This window comes from Labedaea rhizosphaerae, from assembly GCF_004362825.1.
GTDB classification, from domain to species: Bacteria; Actinomycetota; Actinomycetes; order Mycobacteriales; family Pseudonocardiaceae; genus Labedaea; species Labedaea rhizosphaerae.
Genome location: NZ_SNXZ01000001.1, coordinates 439,455 through 464,652 on the forward strand (window position 1 = coordinate 439,455; position 25,198 = coordinate 464,652).

General features: G+C 71.4%; 22 protein-coding genes and 1 pseudogene. 10 read left to right on the top strand and 13 right to left on the bottom strand.

Features of this window, described 5'->3' with window-relative positions:
- The first annotated feature begins 53 nt into the window (after positions 1-53).
- Positions 54-2,318 (top strand): excinuclease ABC subunit UvrA, encoded by a 2,265-nt coding sequence (locus EV186_RS01800; protein WP_133847327.1) that lies wholly within the window; start codon positions 54-56, stop codon positions 2,316-2,318.
- Positions 2,318-3,088 (top strand): siderophore-interacting protein, encoded by a 771-nt coding sequence (locus tag EV186_RS01805; RefSeq protein WP_243753908.1) that lies wholly within the window; start codon positions 2,318-2,320, stop codon positions 3,086-3,088. The genes EV186_RS01800 and EV186_RS01805 overlap by 1 nt, the downstream gene beginning before the upstream one ends.
- Here the strand turns inward: EV186_RS01805 and EV186_RS39795 are convergent.
- The 8 genes and pseudogenes from EV186_RS39795 to EV186_RS01840 form a co-directional block, all read right to left on the bottom strand.
- Positions 3,085-3,723 carry a hypothetical protein gene (locus EV186_RS39795; RefSeq protein ID WP_243753773.1) on the bottom strand — a complete coding sequence of 213 codons (639 nt, stop codon included), beginning with the start codon at positions 3,721-3,723 and terminating at the stop codon, positions 3,085-3,087. The two genes, EV186_RS01805 and EV186_RS39795, sit on opposite strands and share 4 nt — an antisense overlap.
- A 1,317-nt stretch (positions 3,724-5,040) precedes the next feature.
- Positions 5,041-5,691: pseudogene (locus EV186_RS40735) on the bottom strand (protein kinase domain-containing protein); the annotation flags it as partial.
- A gap of 97 nt (positions 5,692-5,788) precedes the next feature.
- The gene (locus EV186_RS01815; RefSeq protein WP_133847330.1) at positions 5,789-7,957 is read right to left on the bottom strand and encodes a transglutaminase TgpA family protein; all 2,169 of its coding nucleotides are present in this window, start codon (positions 7,955-7,957) and stop codon (positions 5,789-5,791) included.
- Complete coding sequence (locus EV186_RS01820; protein ID WP_243753775.1) at positions 7,954-9,186, bottom strand: DUF58 domain-containing protein; 1,233 nt, start codon at positions 9,184-9,186, stop codon at positions 7,954-7,956. Before EV186_RS01820 ends, EV186_RS01815 begins: the two co-directional genes overlap by 4 nt.
- Positions 9,186-10,145: an AAA family ATPase gene (locus tag EV186_RS01825; protein WP_133847331.1), complete on the bottom strand. Its 960-nt coding sequence runs from the start codon at positions 10,143-10,145 to the stop codon at positions 9,186-9,188. The genes EV186_RS01820 and EV186_RS01825 overlap by 1 nt, the downstream gene beginning before the upstream one ends.
- 2 nt (positions 10,146-10,147) lie before the next feature.
- Positions 10,148-12,310 carry a fibronectin type III domain-containing protein gene (locus EV186_RS01830; protein WP_133847332.1) on the bottom strand — a complete coding sequence of 721 codons (2,163 nt, stop codon included), beginning with the start codon at positions 12,308-12,310 and terminating at the stop codon, positions 10,148-10,150.
- 301 nt (positions 12,311-12,611) lie between these two features.
- Positions 12,612-13,940 (bottom strand): sensor histidine kinase, encoded by a 1,329-nt coding sequence (locus EV186_RS01835; protein ID WP_341814121.1) that lies wholly within the window; start codon positions 13,938-13,940, stop codon positions 12,612-12,614.
- Complete coding sequence (locus EV186_RS01840) at positions 13,937-14,611, bottom strand: response regulator transcription factor (protein WP_208115522.1); 675 nt, start codon at positions 14,609-14,611, stop codon at positions 13,937-13,939. Before EV186_RS01840 ends, EV186_RS01835 begins: the two co-directional genes overlap by 4 nt.
- A 78-nt stretch (positions 14,612-14,689) precedes the next feature.
- On the opposite strand from EV186_RS01840, the gene EV186_RS01845 reads away from it, so the two are divergent.
- The 3 genes from EV186_RS01845 to EV186_RS01855 are packed head-to-tail and all read left to right on the top strand — an operon-like array spanning position 14,690 to position 17,789.
- Positions 14,690-16,438, top strand: a complete 1,749-nt coding sequence (locus tag EV186_RS01845) for an AfsR/SARP family transcriptional regulator (protein ID WP_166658986.1) — start codon at positions 14,690-14,692, stop codon at positions 16,436-16,438.
- Entirely contained in the window at positions 16,435-17,103 is a 669-nt protein-coding gene (locus EV186_RS01850) for a helix-turn-helix transcriptional regulator (protein ID WP_133847335.1), read from the top strand. Before EV186_RS01845 ends, EV186_RS01850 begins: the two co-directional genes overlap by 4 nt.
- 29 nt (positions 17,104-17,132) lie before the next feature.
- On the top strand, positions 17,133-17,789 hold the full coding sequence (locus EV186_RS01855; protein ID WP_133847336.1) for a response regulator transcription factor: 657 nt from the start codon (positions 17,133-17,135) through the stop codon (positions 17,787-17,789).
- On the opposite strand, the gene EV186_RS01860 is transcribed toward EV186_RS01855, so the two are convergent.
- Both EV186_RS01860 and EV186_RS01865 read right to left on the bottom strand, forming a co-directional pair.
- Complete coding sequence (locus EV186_RS01860; RefSeq protein ID WP_133847337.1) at positions 17,786-18,724, bottom strand: aldo/keto reductase; 939 nt, start codon at positions 18,722-18,724, stop codon at positions 17,786-17,788. The genes EV186_RS01855 and EV186_RS01860 overlap by 4 nt on opposite strands.
- A complete protein-coding gene (locus EV186_RS01865) occupies positions 18,724-19,527 on the bottom strand; it encodes an EamA family transporter (protein ID WP_133847338.1) in 804 nt (267 codons plus the stop codon). Before EV186_RS01865 ends, EV186_RS01860 begins: the two co-directional genes overlap by 1 nt.
- 69 nt (positions 19,528-19,596) lie before the next feature.
- Between EV186_RS01865 and EV186_RS01870 the strand changes: the two genes are divergently transcribed.
- Positions 19,597-20,070: an Lrp/AsnC family transcriptional regulator gene (locus EV186_RS01870; protein ID WP_243753909.1), complete on the top strand. Its 474-nt coding sequence runs from the start codon at positions 19,597-19,599 to the stop codon at positions 20,068-20,070.
- Positions 20,060-20,434, top strand: coding sequence for a nuclear transport factor 2 family protein (locus tag EV186_RS01875; RefSeq protein ID WP_133847339.1), 375 nt, complete (start codon positions 20,060-20,062; stop codon positions 20,432-20,434). Before EV186_RS01870 ends, EV186_RS01875 begins: the two co-directional genes overlap by 11 nt.
- A 4-nt stretch (positions 20,435-20,438) precedes the next feature.
- Here EV186_RS01875 and EV186_RS01880 read toward each other — a convergent pair whose 3' ends face one another.
- A complete protein-coding gene (locus EV186_RS01880; RefSeq protein ID WP_133847340.1) occupies positions 20,439-21,047 on the bottom strand; it encodes a C39 family peptidase in 609 nt (202 codons plus the stop codon).
- 277 nt (positions 21,048-21,324) lie between these two features.
- Here EV186_RS01880 and EV186_RS01885 point away from each other — a divergent pair, with 277 nt between their 5' ends.
- On the top strand, positions 21,325-21,864 hold the full coding sequence (locus tag EV186_RS01885) for a carboxymuconolactone decarboxylase family protein (RefSeq protein ID WP_133847341.1): 540 nt from the start codon (positions 21,325-21,327) through the stop codon (positions 21,862-21,864).
- 172 nt (positions 21,865-22,036) lie between these two features.
- Here the strand turns inward: EV186_RS01885 and EV186_RS01890 are convergent, their stop codons facing one another.
- Entirely contained in the window at positions 22,037-22,687 is a 651-nt protein-coding gene (locus EV186_RS01890; RefSeq protein ID WP_279538269.1) for a response regulator, read from the bottom strand.
- Complete coding sequence (locus tag EV186_RS01895) at positions 22,684-24,417, bottom strand: sensor histidine kinase (protein WP_133847342.1); 1,734 nt, start codon at positions 24,415-24,417, stop codon at positions 22,684-22,686. The genes EV186_RS01890 and EV186_RS01895 overlap by 4 nt, the downstream gene beginning before the upstream one ends.
- 201 nt (positions 24,418-24,618) lie before the next feature.
- Between EV186_RS01895 and EV186_RS38680 the strand changes: the two genes are divergently transcribed.
- Positions 24,619-24,795, top strand: a complete 177-nt coding sequence (locus EV186_RS38680; protein ID WP_166658987.1) for a hypothetical protein — start codon at positions 24,619-24,621, stop codon at positions 24,793-24,795.
- A 13-nt stretch (positions 24,796-24,808) separates the two neighbouring features.
- Positions 24,809-25,129 (top strand): nucleotide pyrophosphohydrolase, encoded by a 321-nt coding sequence (locus EV186_RS01900; protein ID WP_133847343.1) that lies wholly within the window; start codon positions 24,809-24,811, stop codon positions 25,127-25,129.
- Positions 25,130-25,198 lie beyond the last annotated feature (69 nt).

Consider the following 25,198-nt stretch of genomic DNA (forward strand, 5'->3'; position numbering starts at 1 on the left):
ATGCGGTAGCCTGTCGATCGATCACTTTACAGCATAAAGAGTCAGGGGGAAGCATGGTCCGGGTCGCCGACAGCCACGACGTGATCGAGGTCCGCGGTGCGCGGGTGAACAACCTCGTCGACGTGTCGCTCGACATCCCCAAGCGCAGGCTGACCGTGTTCACCGGCGTGTCCGGCTCGGGCAAGTCGTCGCTGGTCTTCGGCACCATCGCGGCGGAGTCGCAGCGGCTGATCAACGAGACCTACACCGCGTTCCTGCAGTCCTTCATGCCCAGCATCGGCCGCCCGGACGTCGACGCGCTGCGCAACCTGAGCGCGGCCATCGTCGTCGACCAGGAGCGCATGGGCGCCAACGTCCGGTCCACAGTGGGCACCGCGACCGACGCGTACGCCATGCTGCGCATCATCTTCAGCCGCCTCGGCCGGCCGTACGCGGGCACGTCGGGCGCGTTCAGCTTCAACCTGCCCGAAGGCATGTGCCCCGAGTGCGAGGGCATCGGCACCGTCTCGGACCTCGACCTCGACGTGATGCTCGACCGCACCAAGTCGCTGAACGAGGGCGCGGTCATGGTGCCGAACTTCCAACTCGACAACTGGTACATGCAGACGTACGTCAACTCCGGCTTCTACGACCCGGACGTGCCGCTGGCCGAGTTCACCGACCAACAGTGGCACGACCTGCTCCACCGCACCGGCAAGGTCAAGATCGACAAGTCCACCCTCACCTACGAAGGCCTTGTCGTGAAGGTGAAGCGCCTGTACCTCGGCAAGGATCGGGACGCGCTGCAGCCGCACATCCGCGCCTTCGTCGACCGTGCGGTCACGGTCACCGACTGCCCGGCCTGCGGCGGGGCCCGCCTCAACGCGGCCGCGCTCGCGTCGAGGATCGCCGGTCGCAACATCGCCGAGTGCGCCGCCATGCAGATCACCGACCTCGCCAAGTTCCTGCGCGACCTCACCAACCCGGAGGTCGCGCCGCTGCTCGCGACCCTGCAGGAGACGCTGGATTCCCTCGTCGAGATCGGGCTCGGCTACCTCAGCCTCGACCGTCCGGCCGGAACCCTGTCCGGCGGTGAGGCGCAGCGCGTGAAGATGGTGCGCCACCTCGGTTCTTCGCTCACCGACGTGACCTACGTGTTCGACGAGCCGACCGTCGGCCTGCATCCGCACGACATCGCCCGGATGAACGACCTGCTGCTTCGCCTGCGTGACAAGGGGAACACGGTGCTCGTCGTCGAGCACAAGCCGGAGACGATCCGGATCGCCGACCACGTGGTCGACCTCGGGCCGGGCGCGGGCGCGAACGGCGGCCACATCTGTTACAGCGGCGACGTGGCCGGACTGACCACTTCGGACACCTTGACCGGCCGCTACCTCGGCCACCGGGTCCGGCCCCGGGAGACGCCACGCAAACCGACCGGCTCGCTGCCGATCAGGAACGCGGCCGTGCACAACCTCAAGGACGTCAACGTCGACATCCCGCTCGGCGTGCTCACCGTGGTCACCGGCGTCGCCGGATCGGGCAAGAGCTCGCTGATCCACGGCTGCCTGCCGGGCGTGGACGGGCTGCTGGTGGCCGACCAGTCGGCCATCCGCGGGTCGCGGCGCAGCAACCCGGCCACCTACACCGGCCTGCTCGACCCGATCCGCACGGCGTTCGCCAAGGCCAACGGGGTGAAGGCGGCGTTGTTCAGCGCCAACTCCGAGGGCGCGTGCCCGAAGTGCAAGGGCATCGGGCTGATCTACACCGACCTGGCCATGATGGCGGGCGTCGCGACGAAGTGCGAGGAGTGCGACGGCAAGCGGTACACGCCCGAGGTGCTGCGCTACACGTTGCGCGGCAAGAACATCAGCGAGGTGCTGGCCATGCCCGTGCTCGAAGCGCGGGAGTTCTTCACCAGCGGTCAGCCGAAGGCGATCCTGGACCGGCTCGCCGACGTCGGCCTCGGCTACCTGACCCTGGGCCAGCCGCTGACCACGCTCTCGGGCGGCGAGCGGCAACGCATCAAGCTCGCGATCAGCATGGGCGGCAAGGGAAAGAACACCTACGTGCTGGACGAACCGACCACCGGCCTGCACCTCGCCGACGTCGACCAGTTGCTCGGCCTGCTCGACCAACTGGTGGACACCGGCAACACGGTGATCGTGATCGAACACCACCAAGCCGTGATGGCGCACGCGGACTGGATCATCGACCTCGGGCCCGGCGCCGGGCACGAAGGTGGCGAGGTCGTGTTCACCGGGACGCCGGCCGACCTCGTCGAGTCCGGCGACACGCTGACCGCCCGGCACCTGCGCGACTACGTGGCGGCGACGTGATGCTGGTGGGACTGCTGACCGTCGTCGACGTCCGGCCGTTGACGTCGACCATGGTACGCATCGGGTTCACCGGATCAGGTCTGTCCGTATTGGACACTTGGCCGGACCAGCAACTCAAGTTGTGCATTCCCAAGCCAGACCAACGGGAACCACGCCTGCCCGAGTCCGATCCGGACGACGTGATGAGCTGGTACCAGGCGTTCATGGCCATTCCAGAAGCCGAGCGGCCGTGGATGCGCAGCTTCACGGTGCGGCGCCTGACCGGTGATCGGATGGAGATCGACTTCGTCCTGGGTGACCACGGCCCGGCCGCTCGGTGGGCGACGACGGCGCGCCCGGGCGACGTGGTCGGGCGCTACGGCCCGTCGGCGGACTACCGCCGCCCGCTCCCCGCGGCCGACTGGTACCTGTTCGCCGGGGACGAGACAGCCGTGCCCGCGACCGCCACGTTGCTGGAATCGTTGCCTGAGGCGCGAACCATGGTGTGGCTGGCCGCGTCGCCGCAGCCCATGCCCGGCCCGGTCCAGTGGGTGTCGTCGCCCGAGGAGGTGGTGGCCGCGGTGCGGTCGGTGACGTTCCCGCCCGGCTCAGGCGCGGCATGGCTGGCCGGCGAGGCGGGCTTGGTACGAGCCTCGCGACGGTCCCTTGTGGAGCGTGGCATGCCGAAGTCGCGCATCGAGTTCACCGGTTACTGGCGCCGGGCGCTGAGCCAGGACGACGCGCCGACGGCAGCGGACCTGGCGGAGGCGCAGGAGCGGTTGTCCGGTTAGTGGCGGCAGGACGAGCCGTTGACCGAGCGGGTTTGGCTCCGGTAGAAGGTCTGGTCGGCGGGGTCGCTGTTGTTGGCTCTGATCTGGAAGCAGTAGGGGCTGGACACGTCGATGGTCGTGCTCCACGTGTGGGCGCGCTCCACGAAGACCGGCTGCTCGTGCTCGGTGCCCTTCGTGACGAGGACGGTGAAGTCGAGCGTCTCGGGGTTGCTGGTCCAGGTGAGGACGACCTTGTTGCCCGTGATCTTGGGTTCCTTGAGGTCGATCTGTGCCCTGGGCTGGGTAGGCCCGGCGCTCTCCGGCGCCGTCGGCACCTCGCGCGGCGTGGTGCTCAACTCCGGTGGGTCCGACTGCAACAACATGATCACCGCGACGACCACGAGGATCACCACCGCTCCGGCCCCCGCGAACAGGTAGTACTTGGTGAACGGCTTGCGCTCGTGCCCCTGGTCGCGCGAGCCGTCGTTCCCCCACCCGAGCCTGGTGGCGATGTCTTCTTCTTCGTCGTCGTCATCGTCGAAGTCGGGAAACGCCGGCTGGGGCTGTTCGGGTCGCAGGGCCGCGAAGTCGTCGAAGGCGTCCGAACTGTTGGCGTCCGCGAAGGGCTGGGAGCTCGGTCCAGTCGGTGACGGCATGCCGCTCTGCTGTGGTGCTGTCGTTGGGCTCGATGCCGCTGAAGCCGCCGGGCCAACGCTCGGCAGCGAGGAACCGACAGACAGCGCCTGAACCGGAGGGATGGCAGGCGCCGGTTGGCCGCTCGGGATGTCCGCCGCCCGGACGATCACGGTGTCGTCCGCGGAGTTCGCCGGCTGCGCCGAACCGGCAGGTGGCACAGCGGGCCCGCCTTGCACGGGAGCCGGGTGACCGCCACTCGGCGGGGCGTCAACAGAAGCACCTTGCGGGAGCGCTGAATCCAGGGGCACCGCGCCGCTCGTGGCCGAGTCTTGCGCGGGAGCCGAAGGCGCCACACCACCAGCGGACGGAAGCTCACCGGAAGCGGCTGGCGCCGGGGACACCACTCGATCGGTAGACGGAGGGCCGCCACTGGCAGCGCCCTGCACAGGCTCAGCTCGACCGCCAATCGGCGGACCGCCGACAGAGGCGCCTTGCGCGGGCGCCGGACCCGAAGGCCCTACCCCCACAGAGTTCGGGAAGCCAGGAGCCGCTTGCCCGTAGCCAGGAACCGCCGCCGCACTATGGGACGGGAGGCCATCGGAAACAGAGGCCGCAGGCGCCGGAGACACGACCCGATCGGTAGGCGCAGGGCCGGCAGCGCCCGGCGCGGGCGCCAGGCCCGGCGGCACCGCCCGACCGGTAGGCCCGGGCGCCGGGCCCGCGGGCACTGCTCCACCAAGGGACGGGAAGACAGGAGCGGCCTGCCCGAAGCCCGGAACCGCCGCCCCACCAGGGGAAGGGAGACCATCGAAAACAGCGGGCGCAGGCGCCGGAGCCACCGCCCGATCGACAGACGGAGAGCCGCCACTTGTAGCGCCCAACGCAGGCGCCGCCTGACCGCCACTCGACGGACCGCCCGCAGAAGCGCCTTGGGCGGGCGCCAGGCCCTGAGGCACCGCACGATCGGTAGGCGGAGGTCCCCCACTGGCAGCGCCTTGCCCAGGCGCCGGGCCCGGCGACACCGTGCCACCAGTGGTCGGGAAGCCAGGAGCCGCTTGCCCGAATCCAGGAACCGCCGCCGCACCAGGGGAAGCGAGACCAGGAGGCGCCGGATAACCAGGAGTCGGGCGGCCGGTGGGAGCGGGCGGCGCGGGCATCGAGGCCGGACGAGCCGCAGGACCGGGTGCTGAACCGCGACCGAAGACACCTCGAGAACCAGCCACGGCACGGTTGGGCAGCATCGACCCCAGCTGGCCGACCACCACCCCGGCATCCGGAGGCCGGTGCGCCGGATCCGCCGCCAGCAACCGCGCGACCACGGTCGACAGTTCGACCGAGACCCCAGGCAGGTTGATCGCGGGCACCGGCTCCCCCAGCACCCGCAGCACCCGCTCCCCCAGGTGCTCACCCAGCCGCCCCGGGTGCGGCCAGCGCCCCGTCAACGCCACGTGCAGGACGACCCCGAGCCCGTACAAGTCCGTGCGCTGGTCCAGCACGTCGTCGCGCAGGGTCTCCGGTGGCAGGCTTTCCACCGACTGCAGGGGATCCCGCGCGAAAGCGTGCCGCAGGGTGACGCCGAAGTCCGACAACAACGGCTCACCCGTCGCGCGGAACAACACGTTGTTCGGGTTCACGCCACCGTGCACCACGCCCAGGGCGTGCGCCGCCGCCAACGCTGTGGCCGCCGCGTGGCCCAGGACGATGACGTTCGCGGGTTCCAGGCGCCCCACCCGGCGCACCAGCGCGGCCAGCGACTGCGTGCACAGCTCCATCCGCACGGCGGTGCGCCCGTCCGGCAACTGCTCCACCCCGTGCACCGGCACGATCGACGGCACGGCCTTCGTGCGCAGCTTGTTCTGCTCACGCTCGAAAACCGACAACGCCCGGCGCGCGACCTTGCCCGGGAACACCTTCAGGGCCACCGGCATGCCCTCGTAAAGTCCGGAGTAGACAGTCGCGACGGGACCGGTGCCGATCGTGGCACCCATCGTCGTCGCGGCTGTCGTCGTCACCCCGTCCCTCCGGTTCCTGCCGATGGTAAGCCGGTCACCGCGGCGCTACGGGTGCCCCGGCCGGTTGCTGCCGTCATGCCGGCAGCCGCCCGGCGGACGCCCGCGAACCCACGATGGTCGGCAAACCCAGCGGCCGCAAGCTGTCCAGGTGCAAGGCGGCCCGCACCCGGTGGCGCGCACCCCGGCCCGCCAGGCCCTTGCGCACCTGTTTCACCGACGCCCACGCCGCCGGCACGGCCTCGGGCGGCGCGGCGCCACCGGACCACAGGACGGCGTCGACCAGCTCGGCCAAGCGCAGCAACGCCGCGTGCAGGGAGTCCCCGAACGGCCGGGCGGCCTCGGCCAGTTCGCGTACCGTCATGCCGGAGGTCACCGGCACACCGTGGGCCCGCAACAGGTCCCGCGCCTCGGTCCACGCCGCGACCACGCCACGCGCGCCGGTCAACCGGCGCCGGCGCCGGCCGCGGACGACCTTCAGCAACGGCACCGAGAACAGGACCAGCAGGATCAGCGCCACCAGGACCACCGCGACCACGACCCACGGGACCTCGATCGACCGGCGACCGCCCTGGGCGGCGCTCGCCTGCGGCGTGGGCGGCAGCTCCGGGTCCTCGAGCTGGTCCGGCGGCGGGAGTGAGTCGCGGGCCGCGGCGGCCGCGGCGGCCAGCCCGCCGGAGGACTTGGACGTGGCGCCCTTCGCGGACTCCGTCGGGTCGAGCGGCACCCAGCCGACGCCCTCGACCGCGACCTCCGGCCACGCGAACACGTCGTCGTTGTGCACCACCGAAATGCCGTCGGGACCCGGCGGCACGCCGTGGTAGCCGACCGCGATCCGCGCCGGGATCCCGAGGGATCGGGCGAGCACGACGTAGGCGGCAGCGAACTGCTGGCTGGTGCCGATGTGCGATTGTTCCAGGAACGCTTGCAGCTGCGGCAAACCCGCGCCGGTCGGCAGGTTCTTGCCCGTGGCCAGGCGGTAGTTCTTCGACAGGAAGCGCGAGAGCTCCGACGCCGTCTGGAAGGACGCCCGCCGGTTGCCGACCGCCTTCTCGGCGATGTCGCTCAGCGTGGGCGGGATCGCGCCGACCCCGCCCAGGCCGGACTCGGCGTGGGCGTCGATGCCGCGCTTGTTGAGCTCCGGACCGCTGATGACGGGTTCGCGCCAGCTCAGCTTGTAGTCCACCGGACCGGCCGGCTTCCCGTTGAGCTGCAGGACCCCGGTCTCCTCGTCGATCAGCGGCGCGACGCCGGACACGGCGTAGGGCAGCAGCTGGCTCGGCAACCACGGCCCGTCCGGGTGGGGGTACTGGACGGTCGCGGAGAACTCCTTGACCGGCACGGTCACGGCACCGGTCGGTGCGATCGTGGCCCCCATCCACCGGTAGTTCTGCGACGGGAGCCAGGTGGCGCCGTCGAACCGGTCGAGCACCGTGATCCGCCAGAGCTCCACCGGAGCGTCCGACCGGTAGGTGAACACCGGCGCCGCCGGCTTGAGCTTGCGTTCGGCGATCTCGTCCAGCGGGTTGGTGTAGCGGGCCTGCGGCAGCGGCACGGACTGGTTCTGCCGCAACGAGATCGCGGGCGTCACCGGGTCGGCCCACGTCACCACGAGGGCACCGGCGACGGCGAGTACGACGGTCGGCGCGATCAAGGTCAGCGCACCGACCCGGCGGGTCGCCTGGTGCTCGCGTGCCTCGCGCGACACGGCGAGCAGCCCGCCGGCCACCAGGGCGAACCCGAGCGCGGCGAGCACGGCGTCGCGCCCGCTCATCGCCAGGTAGGCCTGGCTCAACCCGAGCAGCACGACGCTGGGTGCCAGCGCGGCGAGCGCCCAGCGTCGCAGTTCCACCCCCAGCACGGCGGCGACCAGCACGGCGAGCGGGATGAACAGGATCAGCTGCGCGTCCGGGCGGGCGGGCCAGGTGGACTGCAGGGTGAGCTGCCACGACCGCGTCACGCCGTCGGCCAGCGCCCGGAACGTGCTGCCGGTCGGGATCCCGGCGGCCGTGGTGGCGCCGAGTTCGGTCCAGGTGACGGCGAGCAGACCGAGCACGAGCCCGACCAGCGGCCGCCACGAGACCAGCGCAGGCACCCGCAGACCCAGTTCGACCGCAACGTAGACGCCCACCAGCACGGCGCCGATCGGCAGAACGAGCGGCCACAGCCCGAACACCGGCGCGAACAGCAGCCCCGGCACGGCCGCGGCCAGCAGCACGAACAGGGCGGAGAGACGCTCCTTCACCGCGCCATCACCGCGTTCCACCGTTCCACCGCGGCGGCCGCAGAGGACGCCGACAACACCCGCACGCCCGGCACCGAAGGTCCGGTCCGTCCACTCAGGACGATCACGATCACGGTGGCGAACCGGTTGGCCGACGCGGCCAGGCTCGCCCGGTCCGCGTCGGTCAGGCTCGATGCCACCACGGCGAGGCTGCCGCCCTCGGCGCGGGCCAGCTGCCCGGGCACCAGCGCCGCCGTCTCGGTGCACCGGTCGAGCACGCACAGCTCGTCGAGCAGCTGGCGCACCGCGGCCGCGCCGCCGGTGGTCGCCGCGTCCACCCCACAAGGGGTGACGAGGCGGCACTTGTGGTCGGCCAGCGCGGACGCCGACACCAGCGACGCCGCCAGGTCGACGGCCTCTTCGAACACCGGCGCGGGCATCTGCGCCGCGCGTGTGTCCAGCAATGCCGTGAACCGCGGCTGGTTGGGGTCGATGTACTCGCGCACCATCAGCTGCCCGGTGCGTGCGGTCGCCTTCCAGTGCAGGTGGCGCACCTCGTCACCGACCACGTACTCGCGCACCTCGCGCAGGTCGAGCGAGCCGCGCAGCGAGTCGTCGGTGGTGCGGCCCTCGTGGTGGTGGCGCGGGCGCCCGCCGGCGATCGCACGCATCGGCAACGTCTTCGGGTGCACCCACAACGTCGCGGTGTCCCCGGTGGTGAGCCGGCTGCGGCCCAGGCCGAGCGGGTCGGCGCGGTCCAGGGTCAGCGGGCCGACCTTGTGCTTGCCCCGGGTGTCGGTCGGCAGTTCGTAGCTGTAGTTGGCGGTCGCGCCGGGCAGCAGCGAGCGCACGACGACGCGGCGGAACCGGTCGCCGACCCAGTCGCCCGCGGTGAACGCGGCCTGCCAGCGCGACCCCGGGTTGTGCACGCGCAGGCGGGCGAACGCGGCGCCCCCACGGGTCACCCGGTCCGGGTAGACCTCACGGGACACGGTCACCTTGGGCCGCCGGTTGCTGATCACCAGCGACGCGACGACCGCCCCGAACGCGGCCGCGCCGAGCGCGAGCAGCAGCGCGAACCCGAGCAGGTGACCGGCCACGATGAGCGCGAGCGAGCTCACCAGCGTCGCGACACCGCGACCGGTGAGCCGCAGCGGGATCTTCGTGAACACCCTGCGCCACAACGATTCGCGCGGCTCGGCGGCGGTTTCCGGCTCCTGGGGGCGAGCCTTCGCCAGTGCGCTGGTCATCAGCCACCCGTGGCACTCATGGTCGGCGCCGGGGTGGCGGCGAGCACCTCCTCGACGATCGAGGTCGCCGAGCGCTGGTTCAGCTCGGCGTCGGAGGTCAGGATCAGCCGGTGGCCGAGCACGGGCAGCGCAACCTCCTTGATGTCGTCGGGGGTGACGAAGCCGCGGTTGTGCGTGGCCGCGATCGCTTGTGCGGCACGGACGAGCGCGATGCTGCCGCGCGGGCTCGCGCCGTAGCGCAGGTCGACGTGGTTGCGGGTGGCGTCGGCCAGGCGCGCCGCGTACTGGCAGATGACCCGGTCCACGTGCGCGGCCCGCACCTGCGCGACCGCCTGCTGCAGATCGGCAAGGGAGACAACGGGGTTGAGCTCGTCGGGGCTGACCCCCGCGCAGTCGCTCATGATGATCATGATCTCGGCGTCGAGGTCCGGGTAGCCGACCTGCAGGCGCATCAGGAACCGGTCGAGCTGGGCCTCGGGCAGCCGGTAGGTGCCCTCCATCTCGATCGGGTTCTGCGTGGCGATCACCAGGAACGGCCGCGGCACCTCGTGGCGCACCGAGTCGACGGTGACGGTTCGCTCGCTCATCACCTCGAGCAGCGCGGACTGCGTCTTCGGCGTGCCGCGGTTGATCTCGTCGGCCAGCACCACGTTGGCGAACACGCCGCCGGAGTGGAACTCGAAGCGCTCCACCTTCTGGTGGTAGACCTGCACGCCGGTGATGTCGCCGGGCAGCAGGTCCGGGGTGAACTGGATGCGGCTCCACGTTCCGCCGATGCTGCGGGCCAGGCACCGGGCGAGCGTGGTCTTGCCGAGCCCGGGCACGTCCTCCACCAGCACGTGCCCCTCGGCGAGCAGCGCGGCGACGGCCAGGCGCACGACCTGCGGCTTGCCACGCACCACGGTCTGCACGTTGTTCGAGATCCGTTCGTAGACCTCGTACGGGGACGGCTTGCTCACGCTTACTCCCAGCGGATTTTCGGTGACGTGATCGTTCCGGAGGACGTCTGGACCGTGACCCAGACCAGGTGGCCGGTGCCGAAGTACTGGAACGCGTCGAAGCTGACCGCGCCCGTTTCGTCAGTGGTCTGACCGGAGCCCGGATTGCTGTACCCGGGGTCGTCGGAGTGGGGGTAGATGTTGTACTTCGCGTTCGGGTCGAACCCGGCGAGCTGCACGTGCATCTGCGCGCAGTCGGGTTCGTCCTGGTAGTCCGGGCAGTCCTCCACCCCCCGCGTCACGGTCAGCGTCGGGCCGGGCACGGTGATCGTCTTGGCGGCCGCGGCGCCGGTCAGCGTCTGGCCGCCCGGCGTCCTGGTCATCGCGCGAACCGTGAACGTATAGGACTGTCCCGGGACCACTCCCGGGAACGGCGCGCTCGTCGTCTTGGGCGACTGGGACGGCAGGCCGGTCGCGGTCACCTGGTAGTTCACCAGGGTGCCGCCGGCCAAATTCGGCTGGTTCCACGTGAGCCTGAACTCCCCGGTCCCCTGATCGCGCTGGAGGGCGAGCCCAGTGGGTGCGGCGGCGGCCGCGACCGGCGTCACGGCATTGGACGACGTGGCGGGCCCCCGGCCCGCGGCGTTCACGGCCGAGACGCTGAACGTGTAGCGCGTCCCGTTGGTCAAGCCGGTGATCTTGGTCGAGGTGGCGAAGCCCGAGACGGTCTTCGCGCCGCCCGCCCACGTCACCTGGTAGCTCGTGATGGCCGCGCGGTTGCTCGCCGCCGCGCTCCAGGTCACCGTCGCCGAGGCGTTGCCCGCCGAGGCGTCCACCCGCGCCGGTGCGCCCGGCGGGCTCGGCGGGACCACCGGCGGTTCGGGCTTCTCCGGCGTGCCGGACGTGGTCGGCGTGGAGTCCACCGTGGTCTCCTGGGGCTCCACCGTGCTGTCCGGCTTGTTCGCGGGCGGCGGCACCGCGCGCTCATCGCGCTCTGGTGGTTTCTGGGAGCCGGTACCACCGGGCAGCGGATTGCCGTTGGGGTTGGGCTTCTGCGAGTTCGGGGCGGCCCGCTCGTCGACCGCGACGGGATCGGAGAGCTCGCCGTCCTGGCCGACGACGACCACCTCGGTGCCCTTGCCGTTCTCGACGTAGATCCGGTTGTCCTCGCCCTTGCGCACCTTGGGGTCGGCGCCGTCACCCTTGGGCACCGGGCCGGTGCCGTGCGGCTCGCCGCGGCTGTCCCACGTCTGGATCGTCCCGCCGCGCTTGTCGACGAGCGCGACCACGGACCCGGTCGATGCCGGCGTCGAGTACTGGCCTTCGGCCCGCAGCGGCACGGTGACCGGATCGTGGCTCGGGTCGCCCGCGTCGACCAGGTGCATCTGGTGGGTGTCGGGGTCGAGGATCGCCACCCGTCCGTCCACATCGGACGATGCGACCCGCGCGTGGTCCGAGACCGCGAAGCCGAGGCCTTGTCCGTCGCCGCGTCCCTGGTCCGACACGGGGTAGAGCACGTCCGAGGTGGTGTCCAGGAACTCCGCCTGGTCACCGACCGCGGTCAGCGCGCCGTCGTGGCCGTGTTCGAGGGTGACCGGGCACGAGCTGAGCGACGCCGCGTCCTTGGCCAGCGAGCAGAGGTTGCCGTCGGCCCGGTGGAGCCAGACCGTGCCGTCGGCGGTGATCACCTGGTCGGTGAACGCGCCGTTGGTCTTGATGCTCGCGACGTGGTCGCCGAGCCGCACGATCTTGCCGGTGCCTTGGTAGAAGGCGTACGGGCCGCCCATCGCCTCGATGGCGACCGGCTTCTCGCTCGACGGCGGCGCGATCTGATCCTCGACCTGCAGCTTCGACTTGCCGAACACGGTGATCTGGTCGTCGCTGATCACATAACCGGTGTCGGGGCCTTCGACGACCTGGCTGTCCGCGGACGCGCCCTGCAGCCCCACGCTCGCGTCCACCGCGGCCGACCCGCCATCGATGTGGACGGCGAACTCCGTGACGGCGTTGAACACCCAGTGCCCGCTGGGCAGGAAGTCCAGGCCGGGCACCGGGTTCACGGCCGCGGTGAGTGCCGCGCCGACGGCGGCCACGCTGCCGAGGGCGACCAGCGCGGTCGGCAGGCGCTTGCCCCAGCCCTTGCGTCGCGCAGTGCTGCTGGCGACGAGCCGCCTTCCCTCGGTCATCGTGGCACCCCGCTACTCCCGGTTGTTCGTGTTCGACCGCACCGCGAAGGGCGCGTCATCGAACGGGTAGGTGTCTTGACCCGGTGCTCGTCCGGTCGCCGCTGCCAGTCGTGCTGGCGCCGGTCCGGGTCGCGAAGCCGCTGCCGCTGCCGCTGACCGCACGGTGCCGCGAAGGCGCGCCCCACCGCCTGCGGATCGCACCGCGGCGGACCGGTCGCCGATCCGCGGACGGACCCCCTGGTGTCCTCCCGCTCACTCGACCCACAGTAAGCCATCCGATACAGAAACGGTCCATTCCGGTTTATCTGCTGGGGTTGGCCAGCGGCAGGTCCAGCTCGAAGATCGCACCGCCCTCCTCGGCGTTGTAGACGTTGAGGGTGCCGCCGTGGGCCTCGGCGACCCACCGCACGATGGACAGGCCCAGCCCGGTCGAGCCGCTGCCGGTGCGGAACCGGTCCAGCAGGTCCTGCGCGACCGTCCCGTCGACACCCGGCCCGTTGTCGGCCACGGTGACCCGCCCGCCCGCGACCGCGATGTGCACGATGGCCTGCTGGTCGGGCCGGCGGCCGTAGCGCAGGGCGTTCTCCAGCAGGTTGCCGATCGCGCGGCGCACCAGCGACGGGTCGACCCGCACCAGCGACGGCGCCGCGGTGACCGTGACCTGCGCGCCGTTGTGCGTGGTGTCCTCGACCAACGCGGTGACCAGCTGGTCGAGCCACACCGGTTGCAGGGCGAGCTGGTCGACGCCCGCGGCGAGCCGGGCACGCACCAAAAGGCTGTCGATGATGTCGCCCATCCGCGCGGCCAGCGTGACGGTGCGCGGCAACAGCTCCACCCGCTGGTCGGGGTTGCGCAGCGCGGTCTCGGCCAGCGCACGCAGGCTGGCCACCGGGTTGCGAAGGTCGTGCGCGGTCTCGGCCAGCAGCACCTCCTGCTGCTCCAGCGCGGCGGCCGCCGGCCGGATGGCCCGCCCGGAGAGCAGGTGTCCGGTGACCGCGAGCACGCAGATGAGCAGCAGGCAGCCGCCGACGACCAGCACGACGAGGTGGTTGTGCGCACTCTGCATCGACCGGGCGTCGGACAACGCGACCACGGCGCCGAAGTACCGGCCTTGGGTGTCCTTGAGCGGCTCGACCAGCACGCGCATGAGCTCGCCGCCGGTGCCACGGGTGTAGCCGCTCAGCGAGTGGCCGCTCGTCGCGGAGTCGTGGGCGTACCCGGCGAGCCGGTTCCTGTCCACCGGCACGCACGTGGTGCGGGAGAACTGGCCTGGGAACGTCCCGATGCCGCCCGGCAGCACGGCGAACTGCGGGCACTGGGTCTCGATCGCGTCGTTGTTGAGCGGGCCGCTGATGAGCATCGGGTCGTCGTAGCTGATGAGCTTGCTGACCGTGGACGTCACCCGGTGCAGGTCGAGGTCGAGGACGGTCTCGCCCCGCTCGGTGTCGGAGTGGATGAGCAACCCGCCCAGCACGATCAGGCCGATCGCGTTGAGGCTGGTGAAGGTGATCGTCAGCAGCCAGCGCAGCCGGCGCAGGCGATCGGCCGCCGACCGGGTGACGACCTTGGTCGCCGCCCGGTTCTCAGCGTCGGAAACCCCCGAGCGGCGCACGCCTGCCCCCGTGGTCACGACGCGCCCGGCGCGGCGAGGCGGTACCCGGTGCCGCGCACGGGGTGGATGACGTTGGGCGCGTGCAGCTTGGCCCGCAACCGGGTCACCACCCGGTCCACGACGTTGGCCACCGGCTCGGTCGCGGCGTCCCAGCAGTGCTCGACCAGGTACGCCCGCGTCACCACCTGCTCGGGGCGCAACATCAGGTGTTCGAGCACAGCGAACTCCTTGTCGGACAACGTGAGCAGCACGCCGCCGCGCTTGGTCTGGCGACGTGCCGTGTCCAGCTCGATGTCCATGAACCGGAGCACCGTGGACCGCCCGGTGCCCGCGCGGCGCGCGAGGTTGACCACCCGGGCGGTCATCTCGGCCACCCGGAACGGCTTGACAAGGTAGTCGTCGCCCCCGGCCGCGAACCCGGCGACCCGGGCCGCGGCCGAGTCCAGACCGGTCAGGAAGAGCACCGGCACGGCGCTCCCGGCCACCCGGATCCGGTGCACGTAGTCGATCGCGTCACCGTCGGGGAGCTTGCGGTCGAAGACCGCGCAGGCGAATTCGCCCTGGCGCAGCGCCTGGTCGGCGGCGAAGAGATCACCGACGTCGACCACCTCGAACCCGGCGCCCCGCAGCTCCGCGGCGACCGCGGTGCGCATGTTCTCGTCGTCCTCGACCACCAATACCCGCACCAGCCGCGCCCCAATGTCATCGAAATCTCAGGTCCGCCAAGTGATCGTAAGCGCACCGCGACGCGAAGGAGGTGGACCCCGGTGCTGTTCCACGTGCTCGGACCGGTGCAGGCCCACCTGCCGGACGGCGAGATCCCGAAGGCCCGCAAGCCGGTCACCGTGCTGGCCACGCTGCTGCTCCACGCTAACCGGTGGGTCCGCACGGACACACTGATCGACGCGACCTGGCCGGAAACGGCCACCCCGGCTTCGGCGGAAGCCAACCTCAAGACCTACATCTGGCAGTTGCGCCGGGCCCTGCCACCGCTTCCGGACGGCACTTCGCGCATCGACTCGCGGACCGGGGCCTACCGGCTGCGGGTGGGCCCGGGCGAGGTCGACGTCGACGCCGCCGAGGCGCTCGCCCGCGAGGCCCGCGCGGTGAACGACCCTCGGCTCGCCGAGCAGTGCTGCGCCGAGGCGCTCGCGCTCTGGCGTGGCGAGCCGTTCGACGGCGTGCGGGTCCAGGACACCGGTGTGCTCGCGAGCATCGCCGAACTGCGCCGGGAGCTGCGGTCCGGGCGGGCGGACGCGCTGGCCCGGCTCGGCCGCACCCGGGAAGCGGTGGCCGAGCTGCGCACGCTCACCGACGAGGACCCGCTGTGCGAGGCGTCGTGGGCGCAGTGGATGCGTGTGCTGTGCCTGGCCGGGCGCCACGAGGCCGCGCTCGCCGTGTACGACAAGGCTCGCTCGCTGCTGATCGCGGAGCTCGGCACCGACCCCGGCGAGGAGCTCGCCGACGCCCGCCGGGTCGCCCTCGCCGCGCTCGGCACCGCGCGCCACCGCGACCTGCCGCGCGAGCTCCCCTTCGCCCTGCCGGACTTCCGCGGCCGCTCGGGTGAACTGGCCGCGCTGACCGGACTGGGCGGCGGCGTGGCGGTGATCGACGGCATGGCGGGCGTCGGCAAGACCGCGCTCGCGGTGCAGGCCGCGCACCGGCTCGCCGAGTCCTATCCGGACGGTCAACTCCATGTCGAGGTCGGCGACCACGCCGAGCCCGAACAGCTGCTGGACCGCTTGCTGCGCAAGCTCGACGTGCTGCGCATCCCGGCCGGCCTCGCCGACCGGGCCGCGCGCTGGCGCGCCGAGCTCGCCGGGCGCCGGGTGCTCCTGGTGCTGGACGACGTGCGCAGTGCCGCGCAGGTCTGGCCGCTGCTGCCCGGCGAAGGCGCCCTGGTCCTGGTCACCACGCGCTCGCGGCGGCTCACCGTGCCCGGCGCCCGGCACGTCACGCTGGACCCGCTGCCCCGCGCCGACGCGATCGCGTTGTTCCACGCGGTGGTCGCCGACTGGCGGGCCGAGGTCGACCCGGCCGCGGTCGCCGACGTCGTGCGCCGCTGCGGCCGGCTGCCGCTCGCGATCCGCGCGGCCGCCGCCCGGCTGCGCGCGCGTCCCGCGTGGACGGTCCGGCAGCTGGCCGAACGGCTGGTCGCGGGCGGCGAGCTCGACGAGGTCAGCGCGGTCTTCGACGAGGCCATCCGCTGCGCGGTGCCCTCGGCTGCCTCGTCTAGTTCGGCCGGGTCGTCGAGTTCAGCCGGGCCGCACCGGGTCCTGACCGCGCTGGCCGTGCTGCCCGGCGACGTGACCGCGGCCAAGGCTGCCGCGTTCACCGGCGGCTCGGTCGCCGCGGCCCGCCGCGCGCTGGAGGACCTGCTCGACCGGCACCTGGTCGTCCAGCGGGGCGCGGACCGATTCGGGCTGCACCCCCTGATCCGCGACGCCCTGATCCGCGACGCCGCGCTGCGCGCGTCGCACTCTTCGCCCTTGCACCTTGGAGGTTTGCCGTCATGACCGTTGTCCCGATCGACCAGCTGCGGCCCGTCGCGACCGTGGGCCGGCCGCCGCGGTTCGGCGGGGTCGACGCACTGCTCGCCGACGCCACCGAGGAGGTGCTCGTCATGAGCACCCGGGCCGCGGCCATCGCCGGGCCGATCGGCGCGATTCGCAAGGCAGACCTGGACAACGTGCGCCGCGGCGTGCGGTACCGGGTGCTCGTGCCGGACCCGGCGCGCACCGCGCCGCAGCTGGCCGCTCAGCTGGGCGCGTTGTCGCTGGCGGGTGGGACGGTGCGCACGGTGCCCGACGTGCCGACCGACGCGATCGTCGTCGACCGCCGGATCGCGGTCATGCCGAGTGACCGCGGTATCGCGGCGTTCCAGCTGCCCAGCGTGGTGACCACCACCGTGGAGCTCTTCGAGCGGGTGTGGTCGGGCGCGGCGCCGCTGAACCCGTCCGCGCTGCCCGAGTCGACCGAGCTGACCCTGCGCGAGCGCCACCTGCTCAGCCTGCTGTTCTCCGGCAGCACCGACGAGTCGGCGGCCGCGCAGCTGGACATCTCGGTGCGCACGGTGCGCCGCACGGTCGCCGACATCATGAACCGGCTCGGCGCCCGCAGCCGGTTCCAGGCCGGCGCGAAGGCGGCCGAACGGGGCTGGTTGCTCGATCTGGCCGGATGATCCGATGCGGGGCGCTACCCTATGTGCTTGTGCGAATACTCGTCATCGAGGACAACGGCGACCTGTGCCTGGCGATCCACCACTGGCTGCGGGGCGCCGGTTTCGCCGTCGACGCCGTCGGTGACGTACCCGAGGCCGACTTCGAGCTGGCGGTGAACGCCTACGACTGCGCGGTGTTCGACCGGATGCTGCCGTGGGGTGACTCGCTGGACTACGTGCGTGCGCGGCGGGCCCAGGGCTGGTCGGTGCCGGTGCTGTTCCTGACCGCGCTCGACTCGGTGACGCACGTGGTCGAGGGCCTGGACGTGGGCGACGACTACCTGACCAAGCCGTTCGAGATGGCCGAGATGGAGGCCCGGGTGCGGCGGTTGTGCACCCGGTCGGTGCCCGGCCCGCCGCCGGTTCTGCGCTGCGGGGACGTCGAACTGGACCCGGGCCGGCACGAGGTGCGCCGGGCCGGGGCGCTGCTCACGTTGACCAAGACCGAGTTCGGCGTGCTGGAGTTGCTCCTCGCCCGGTACCCGGAACCGGCCACGACGCGGGAGCTGATCAAGCGGTTCTGGGACGAGGTCCGGCCCGACCCGAACGCCGTGCAGCAGTGCATCCTCGGCCTGCGCCGCAAGATGCACGCCCCGCGGATGATCCACACCGTGCGTGGCGTCGGGTACCGCATCGCCCCCGCTTAGAGCGGCGCTTGCGGCCGGTACGGCGTGGTGAGCGCGTCGTTCTCGGCATCGGTCAGCCGCAGGTCCAGCGCCGCCACCGCTTCGTCCACATGGGACACCTTGGTCGCACCGACCACCGGCGCCGTCACCGCGGGGTTGCCCAGCAGCCACGCCAGCGCGACCCGCGCCGTCGAGGTCTCGCGGCGCTCGGCCACAGCCCGGACGGCGGCCAGCACTGCTTCGTCCACTGTGTACTCCCGGGCGACCGGATCCCCTTGCGCGCGTGCCGTTGCGGTGTCGGCGCGAGCGAGCAGGCCACGCGCGAGCGGGCTGTAGGGCAGCACGCCGATGCCCTGGTCGGCGCAGTACGGGATCATCTCCCGCTCCTCCTCGCGGTAGAGCAGGTTGTAGTGGTTCTGCATGGACACGAACGGCGTCGGCGCCACGTGCTGGGCCTTGGCGAACTGCCAGGCGTACATCGTGGACGCGCCGAGGTAGCGCACCTTCCCGGCCCGCACCAGGTCGTCGAGCGCCGTCATGGTCTCCTCGATCGGCGTGTCCGGGTCCCAGCGGTGGATCTGGTACAGGTCCACGTAGTCGGTGCCCAGCCGGCGCAACGACGCGTCGATAGCGGCCATGATGTGCTTGCGGGACAAGCCCTTCCCGTTCGGCGACGAGCTCGTCGGGTAGTAGACCTTGGTGGCCAGCACGTAGTCCTCGCGGTTGCCGAACACGCTCGACAGCAGCTTGCCGGTGAGCTGTTCGCCCACGCCGCCGGAGTACATGTCGGCGGTGTCGAAGAAGGTGATGCCCCGCTCGACCGCGCGCCGCACGATCGGCGCGGCCGCCTCGGCGCCGAGGTGCCAGGCCCGCCGCGAACCGTCGCCGAAGCTCATCATGCCCAGGCAGAGCCGGGACACCACCAGTCCGGTACCGCCGAGCCGTACGTAGTCCATCAACTCTCCTTCTGCCGGTGCAGAGCCACGCCGGCGATCACGAGCGCGATCCCGGCCACTTCGGCGGCGCTCGGCTGCTGGCCGAGCACCACCAGGCCGATCACGGTCGCCATGGCGGGCAGCAGGCTGAGCATCAGCGCGAACGTGGCGCGCCGGACCCGGGCCATGGCGAGTTGATCGGCGACATAAGGGATGACCGACGAGCAAAGGCCGACCGCGATCCCGGCGGCCAGCCAACCGGGGTGGGTGAACGCCACCGCGGCCGGTCCGATCCCGAACGGCGTCGCCACCACAGCCGCCACGATCATGGCCGCGGCGAGGGCATCGATTCCCTCGGCGTTCGCGACCTTGTGGCCCAGCACCACGTAAGCCATGAACAGCACGCAGTTGGCGAACGCCAGCGCGAACCCCCACGGCGAGTCGACGATCCGGACGTCGGTCAGGATCGCCACTCCGCCGACCGCGAGGGCCAGCGCGACCGCGTTGCGCCCGGTCCGCACCCCGGCCGCGGCGAGCACGACCGTGCCGAGGAACTCGATCGCGCCCACCGTGGCCAGCGGCAGCCGCGCGATCGCCAGGTAGAAGACCGTGTTCATGACCGCGAGGACGGCACCGAGCGCGAGCATCGTCGGCGAGGTCAGCAACGGCCACGGCCGGCGCCACAGCGCGAAAACCACTGCGGCACTGGCGATCCGCAACCAGGCCACCCCGGCCGCGCTCACGTGCGCGAACAACAACACGGCGAAAGCCGGGCCCAGGTAGTGGAAGACCGCGCTGATCCCGAACAACGCGACAACCGGCATGAGCACTATTTTTCGATACACTCAGCCGTTGGTGAATGCCCTTTTGAAGGCAGGAGGCCCGACTTGCCTGTGAAACAACGGCAGAACGACGCTTCCACCTTGGACGCGGTCAACCGGCGCCTGCTCACCGAACTGCACGCCGAACCACGGGTGTCGATGTCGGAGCTGGCCCGCCGGGTCGGCATGTCCGCGCCCGCGGTCACCGAACGGGTGCAACGGATGGAACGCGACGGCGTGATCACCGGTTTCCGGATGGAGGTGGACCCGGCGGCGCTCGGCCTGCCGGTGACCGCGATCGTGCGGGTGCGCCCCGGACCAGGGCAGCTGCCGAAGGTCGCGGCGGCCGCGCAGGACACCCCGGAGGTCGTCGAATGCTTCCGGATCACCGGCGAGGACTGCTTCCTGATGCGCATGCACGCTCCGTCCATCCAGGACCTGGAGCTGCTGCTGGACCGGTTCCTGCTGTTCGGCCAGACGACGACGTCGATCGTCGTGTCGACGCCCGTGCCGCTGCGCGCGCTACCGTGCGGGTATGGATCATGAGTGGGCGCGCGGGTTCGTCGCGGACTGGGTGAGCAGGTGGAACGAGCACGACCTCGAAGGGCTGCTCGCCCACTTCACCGAGGACGTCGTGTTCACCTCGCCGGTGGCCGCGGCCGTGCTCGGCACCGACGGCTTCGTGCGCGGCAAGGCGGCCTTGCGCGAGTACTGGACCAAGGGCCTGGCGGCGATCCCGGACCTGCGGTTCGAGGTGGTCGGCCACTACGTCGGCGTCGACCACCTCGTCATCCACTACCGCAACCAGAAGGGCAACCTGGTGTGCGAGGTCCTGCGCTTCGACGGCGACCTGGTCGCCGAGGGCCACGGGACCTACGCGGACGCCGACAACCCGGCCGGCGCCCGCTGATCCCTCAGGCGCTGTAACCCTTCGGCGGGATCAAGGTGGCCAGCTGGTCGAAGCTGAGCCAGTAGATCTGGTTGCCCTGGAACGACGCCGGGTCCGCGATGAGCACGCTCATGTTCGCGTCGTCGTACCCGATCACCGTGAAGTAGTGGTAGATCGTGTAGTTCGGGTAGCCCGGCGGGTGGTTGTTGGCCGGGGCGACGATGTTCGCGACGATCGGGTACCCGTTGTTGATGTCGAGCACGATGTCGTTCCACAGCAGGTCCCGCTGGCCCTGCGTGGGCGGGTCGTTCGGCATCTCCTTGGTCTCGTACCAGCCGACGTAGTTGTCGAGCACGCCGGTGACCTGGCCGATCCAGTCGGTGCCGTTGGTCGTGGTGCCCAGCTGCGCCGCCAGGTCGGCCTGGCTGACGTAGATGCCACGTGCGGACAGGGCGATCCGGGTGGCGGCCGGGCCGCACCAGTACCCGGTCTCCTGGACCTGGTAGTCGACGTTCAGGACGTGCTGGCTCTGGATCGAGGCCGGCGCGGCGCCGGCCACGGCGGGCGCGACCAGCGCCCCGGTGGTCAAAGCTGTGGTGGTGGCCATGACGGCGGCGAGCAGGCGCAGTCGCATGGGTTCCCCTCCTTGGTCGGACCCCGACGGTTGGTGAAGTTGCAACCAATCCGATGAAGAGTGCGTGAGATGTTTGCGTACGATCGTGTTCGTAGAGTGCCAACCGGCGTCCGCGTTGACCAGTCCCGGGGCAAAAGATCGCCCATACGTCGCAGGCCGTTAGGCCGAAGACGCCTCCTTGGACCATGCTGGCCGCCATGAGCGAAGCTTGCGAGCGAATCGTGGATGCCATGCGCCGGAGGAATCGCGCACCAGCTCACGCCGGTGAGGCGATCGCATGACCGGCGAACGCGTCCCGCTCGGCGGCCGCCGTGAACTGGGCACCTTCGGCTGGCTCGCGGCCCGCGTCGCCGGCCGGGTCGCCGGCACCGAGCCCCTGGCCCTGTTCCGCACGCTCGGCAAGCACCGCAAGCTCTTCCGCGGCTGGCTGCGGTTCGCGGGCCGGCTCATGCCCGGCGGCACGCTCCCACGCCGGGAGACCGAACTGGTGATCCTGCGGGTGGCGCACCTGCGCGACAACGCCTACGAGTTCGCCCACCACCAACGGCTCAGCCGCCGCTCCGGCGTCCGCCGCGAAGAGGTCGACCTGGTGCGCCAAGGTCCGACCGCCGCTGGCTGGAGCGAGCGCGAGCGGGTCGTCCTGGCCGCGGTCGACCTGCTCCACCACGAACAGGACCTCGACGACGACGCCTGGACGGCCCTGCGTGCCCACCTCAGCGAATCCGAGGCGATCGAGCTGATCCTGCTGGTCGGCCACTACGAAATGCTGGCCACCTACATCACGACGATCCGCCTCGAACCCGACGCGAAACGCTGACCACGCTCGTTTCGCTCGCGCGCGCGAAGACAAGCCCCCACCCTCCCGGGGGCACCCCTTGAGACCAGTCTATCGAGGTCAAAGGGGGTGTGGGGGCCGCGGCGCGGATCTGTGGACAACTGCCTGCCTGTGGAAAACCCCTCCGACTGGCCGGACCGGGGTCAGGCCGGGGTCAGTCGTTCATCATCCCGGTGCGCCACGCCCACGCGGCGACCTCGACCCGGTTGCGGGCGCCGATCTTGGCCTGGATCGCGGCCAGGTGCGTCTTCACCGTCGACAACGACAGGTACAGCTCCGTGCCGATCTCGGTGTTGGTCAGCCCGCGGGCCGCGGCCTTCACCACGTCCCGCTCGCGCTCGGTCAGCTCCACCGAAGTGTCCTGTGTGGACTTCGCCGGGCTCGCGAAGTGCTTCAGCAGCCGGACGGTGATCTGTGGCGACACCAGCGCGTCACCCCGGTGGGCCGCACGCACGGCCTCCATCAGCAGCGCCGGCCCGGCGTCCTTGAGCAGGAACCCGCTGGCGCCGTTGGCCAGCGCGGTGTGCACGTACTCGTCGAGGTCGAACGTGGTCACCACGACCACCTTGATCGGGTCGGCCACCTGCGGGCCCGCCAGTTGCTTGGTCACCTCGAGCCCGTCGAGGCCGGGCATCCGGATGTCCATCAGGCAGACGTCGGGCCGCAGCTCGCGTGCCTTGGCCACCGCGGCGACGCCGTCGGCCACGTCAGCGACCACGGTCATGTCGTCCTGGGTCTCGAGGATCATCCGGAACCCGGCACGCACCATCTCCTGGTCGTCCGCGATGAGAATCCGGATCGTCACTTCTCCCCTTCCCCGAGCGGCAGCCGGGCCGTGACGGTCCAGCCACCCCCGGCGCCTGCCCCCGCCTCGAACCGGCCGCCGAGCAGATCCACCCGCTCGCGCATGCCGATCAGACCGTAGCCGCCGGACCCGCCGACCGGCGCACCGACCGCACCCGAGCCATCGTCCACAACGGACACGCTCACCTCGTCCTGCTCGGTCGTCACGGCCACCCGCACGGTCCGCGCGTCGCGTGCGTGCTTGCCGACGTTGGTCAGCGACTCCTGCACGATGCGCAGCACCGACCGGCCGACTTCCTGCGGCAGCTCTTGCGGCAACTCGACGGTGAGGTCGACGATCGGCCCGGTCACCGACCCGACCACCGCTTCGAGGTCGGCTCGCAGGTCCTGGGTCGCCTGCTCGGCGGCCGCCGAGCTGCCGGCCGGCGGCGCGCCCCGCATGCTGGCGACCAGGCGCCGCATGGCCGCCAGTGCCTCGACGCCGCTGTCCTCGATGCGTGCCAACGCCTTGCCCGCCGCCGACGGGTCCCGGTCGGCGACCAGCCGGGCCGCCTGCGCGGCCACCACGATGCCGGTCACGTGGTGGGCGACGACGTCGTGCAGCTCGCGCGCCAGCGCCATCCGCTCGGCCTGCTGTGCTCCGGCCACCGCGGCCCGCACCGTCTGGTTGCGGTCGCGGTCGCGGCTGCGGAAGTACTGCCCGGTCGCCGCGGCCATGACCAGCAGCAGCCCGCCGAGCATGAGGTAGTCGCGCAGGTCGCCGAAGAAACCGTGCCTGCTGTTCATCGGCAGCGACGGCACGAGCGCCAGCGCGTCGGCCACCACGAGCGCGGCCACCGACAGCGTGGCCTGGCGCCGGTCGGCGTACCGCACGACGTACGCGACGAGCGCCATGTGCGCGCCGATCGCGGTCACCGGCATCAGCAGCCGCGGGTAGTCGTGCAGCACCGCCGCGGCGGGCAGCATCAGCCACGACCCGAGCACCGTGGCCCCCGCCGCGAACAGCGCCATCCGCACCGGCTGCTTGGGGCCGAAGTACGCGGCGACGGCCGACACGGCCGCCCCGATGATCGGCAGTAGGAAGCTCAACGACAGCAACGACCCCGAGACGATCGCGTCGGTGCCCGCGGCGAAGTCCACGAACATCAGCAGGCCGAGCGCCGCGGCCAGCGGCCACTGCCGCCGCGCGAACGCCCGGCGCTCCGGATCCGTCGTCGTGGTGCTGCGCCTCAGGTAGGCCCCGACGGCGACGGCCACCGCGAGCACCACGAGCCCGGCCAGCCCCGAATAGGCCAGCTGGCGGTTGCTGAACTGGTCCGTGGCGCCGAGCCGCAGGATCAGCGAGCCGACGGCGGCGAGCACCACCGCGAGCGTCGTCCAGATCGCGGCCTCGATCGAGAGCCGCCACACCACGAAGCCGACCAGCGCCGCGCCCGCCGCCATCTCGGTGACCTGGAAGGTGGCGATGCCCGGTCCGTACGGCAGGTCGACGTGGGCGAGCATGACCGCCGCCGAGGCCAGCAACTCGTAGCCGCAGCCGAGCAACGCCATCAGCAGCGGCCGCTCGCCCGCGGCGAGCGCGCACACAGCGAGCGGCAGGCTGAGCCACGAGCCGATCAGCGAGTGGTCGCCGTAGTCGGCCAGGGCGGCCATGAAGTCGAAGACGAACGTGAGCGCGAGCAGCCCGGCCAGCCAGCGCCGGACGGTGCCGACGTCGGCAGTGGTGTCCATGGTGGACCAAGGTATTCGCCGCCCGCGCGCGGCGCCTCGGTCGATCGGCGCGGCGGGGTCGGCCGATCGGCCGAGGCACGGGTAGTAGATGCCCGGCCGGTCGGCGGCCCGGTCCGCCCGTTCGACCGATCCGTCCACAGTGGTCCACGAGCGACGCTTGGTCCAGCAAGTTCAACGGAGGAAAACGGAAGGTGCTGGACGATGATCGCCTTGTTCGCAACGTGGACCGGACTCGTGCTCGGCGTCAGCCTGCTGCTGGTGATGGCCCTCGGCCCGCTGATCGTCAGCGTCGACGGCTACTTCTACGAGCGCAAGCACGACAAGCAGCAGATGTCGACCTTTCCGGCGACCGCCGACCGGGTGAGCGCTCAGCCGTGATACCTGTGTCCGCATGGACCTCGCCGAACTCACCGAGCGGCTGCGGGAGTTCGCCGCGGCCCGCGACTGGCAGCCGTACCACACGCCGAAGAACCTCGTGATGGCGTTGACCGCGGAGGTCGGCGAGCTGACCGAGCTGTTCCAGTGGCTCACGCCGGAGGAGTCGGCGAACGTGATGGCGGACGGGAAGCGGGCCGCGGCCGTGCGCGACGAACTGGCCGACGTCCTGCTCTACCTCGTGCAGCTGGCGGACTCGGTCGGAGTTGATCTCGCAGCCGCCGCACAGGCGAAGATCGCCAGGAACGAGGCCAGATTTCCACCCTCGAAGCGCTGACCAGCACAATCCAAATATTCAACTCTGCGTAGTCGCTTGAAAACAGGACCCGGTGAAAGTCCACCCGAT